The sequence below is a fragment of the Adlercreutzia sp. DFI.6.23 genome (assembly GCF_024462535.1).
GTDB classification, from domain to species: Bacteria; Actinomycetota; Coriobacteriia; order Coriobacteriales; family Eggerthellaceae; genus Adlercreutzia; species Adlercreutzia rubneri.
Window position 1 is genome coordinate 1 of sequence record NZ_JANGBP010000021.1, and the last position, 2,310, is coordinate 2,310.

Genomic DNA, 2,310 nt, shown 5'->3' on the forward strand with positions numbered 1-2,310 from the left:
CAATACGCCAGTGATTCTAGTTGCGATTTACCTTTGCCTTCTGCTGCCTTATGCGGTCGCCCTAACTGCCAGCGGCGTTGTCTCGACTGAGAAGATCTCAAGTTCAGCGCCGCGGAAGCTGGCGCCCTTCATCACGAACACAGATGCACGGTCGAACAGGCGGTCGAGAGTGCAGAGCAGGGTGTCGTCGCCGGTGAAGAACTCGTCCCAGTTGTTCGTGGGCGTGTTGCTGGTCAATATCATCGTATTGGCGCAGTCCTTCTCGTAGCGCCGGTCGACGACATCGAAGAAGAGATCCGTGCACGCCTTGTCGAACGTGCACCGCCCCACCTCGTCGACTATGAGGCAGGACGGCTTCACCAGCGCGGCGACGGCTCGCGAGACGCTGCCGGAATCGGCGGCCCTCCTCAGTTTGTCCCTCAGCTCCGTGGCCTTCAGGTAGTACGTCTTGTAGCCGTTCAGGCAGCACTCCCGGCCATAGGCCTGGGCCAGGTGGGTCTTTCCGATGCCGCCCGGCCCTATGAACGCCAGGTTCTTGCGCGCATGCAGGTTCGCGAGCGCCGGCAGCTTGCGCAGCGCCCCCGCGTCCCGGCCGCGTATGCGGTCGAAGTCGAAGCCGGCGAAGGTTTTGGGGGCCTTCTGCGGCAGCCTGCTGAGCTTGAGCAGCGTCTCGATCACCTGGTCGTGACGCTTGTCCGCCAGATAGGAGAACACGGCGTCGAGCGCCGCGAGCTCGCCGCCTCCCATGCTGTGGCGCACGGCCAGCTCGGCCAGCTCCTCCGGGGCTATCGCCACTCCGAGCGACGCCGCCCGGGCGCTCACGCGATCGTAGACGGCCGCGGCATCTTCCGTGTCGCCCATGGCTACAGCCTCCCCTCGAAGTCGAACTTGTCGAACCCGGGCTTTCCCTTGGGAGGCTCCAGCCGGGCGATGACGGTCGTCACGGGGGCCGTCGGCAGCTCGACCGGCTGGACGTCGGCGTACTGGTCGTCGCAGCAGCTGTCCCTGCGGCCCCATGTCACGGGATGAGCCGCCAGTTCGCGAGAGAGGTCGTCGGAGTAGATGTGCAGCCATTCCCCGTCGCGGTTGACGCGGCACTCCCTCCCCGGATACCAGTACGGCACGCCGAAGCGCCTGCCCTCGTAGCTGACGAACCCGTCGAAGCTGATGCGTCGGCGGGGGCACAGGTAGAGCGCCAGCTCGTGGGTCATCGCGAGCACGGACGCGGCGGGCGCGCAGGCTGCGGAGTGCTCGTCGGCCGGAACACAGTCGACCGCCCTGCGGTAGCGCCCGGATTGCGCTGCGCACCATTCGAGAGCCTGGGCGTTCAGGTCGGTGGCGTTGCAGAACCTCCTCCCTGCCAGGAAGTTGCCCTTCACGAACCTGATCAGTCGCTCGACCTTGCCCTTCGTGAACGGGTGCCTGGGCTTGCACAGCTTCGTCTTGAACCCGACGCACGACATGAACGCGGCGTAGTCGGCCTGCCATACGGGCCTGCCGTCGATGTCGCGCCGCAGCACCACCGACTTCATGTTGTCGGTCAGCACGCACTCTGGCACCCCCATCACCGCGAACGCGTGGATCATGCCGATGAACAGGCTCTCCTGGCGCGCATTGGGGAAGAACTCCACGTAGCACGTGCCGCAGTGGTGGCACACCATCGCGAAGCACGCGATTCTGAACATGCCTCCGGTCCAGTCCTCGACATCGACGAATCCCCAGTCCATCTGGTAGGACTCGCCGGGCGATGTGGAGAATCTCCTGCCGCGGCTCGCCTGCGGGTCGGCGCCCGCGAGCCTCCTCTTCGAGGGAACCAGGTCGGCATGCGCGGCGATATAGTTCTTCACGGTGGTCCTGCCGCCCTCGTAGCCCTGGCCCCTGATGCGCTCGAAAACGACCTCGGAGTTGGTGACGCCCTCCGAGAGCAGGGCGTTCACAATGCCCTCGAAGCCGCTGATCACCGTCGTGGCAGCGCGCATCCCGCAGCGCCCGTGGGGCGCGACGACGAAACCTCTCGCTTTCAATGTGCGGGCCCTCGATCTCGAGAGCCCCGTTCTTCGCGAGAATTCGGCCAGGTTCATCTTGTCGAGTTCGAAGGAATCGCCCTCCGTCCGGGCGATATCCGATATGGCCTTGTCTATAATCTCCTGCAGGCCATTGCGCTCGTTGTCATTCATGGTCCTCCTTGTCTTCTGGCGTATTGGCGTACACCAGTGTAGGGCCAGCAGCGTCGCAATGGCTGTTTTTGCTTGACTGGAATTTGGCTGAACTAGTTTGACTTTAGGTGGCTATTCTCGCCCGACGCTAACA

Annotated in this window: 2 protein-coding genes; both read right to left on the minus strand. The window is 64.2% G+C overall.

The window, feature by feature from the left end:
• Positions 1–48: 48 nt before the first annotated feature.
• Positions 49–861 (minus strand): ATP-binding protein, encoded by an 813-nt coding sequence (locus NE591_RS12105; RefSeq protein WP_117285288.1) that lies wholly within the window; start codon positions 859–861, stop codon positions 49–51.
• 2 nt (positions 862–863) lie between these two features.
• Positions 864–2,177, minus strand: coding sequence for an IS21 family transposase (istA, locus tag NE591_RS12110; protein WP_139913199.1), 1,314 nt, complete (start codon positions 2,175–2,177; stop codon positions 864–866).
• Positions 2,178–2,310 lie beyond the last annotated feature (133 nt).

Excerpts from the sequence above, each read along its gene's own strand:
- NE591_RS12105 (WP_117285288.1), bottom strand. The coding sequence starts at position 861 with ATGGGCGACACGGAAGATGCCGCGGCCGTCTACGATCGCGTGAGCGCC.
- istA (WP_139913199.1), bottom strand. The coding sequence starts at position 2,177 with ATGAATGACAACGAGCGCAATGGCCTGCAGGAGATTATAGACAAGGCC.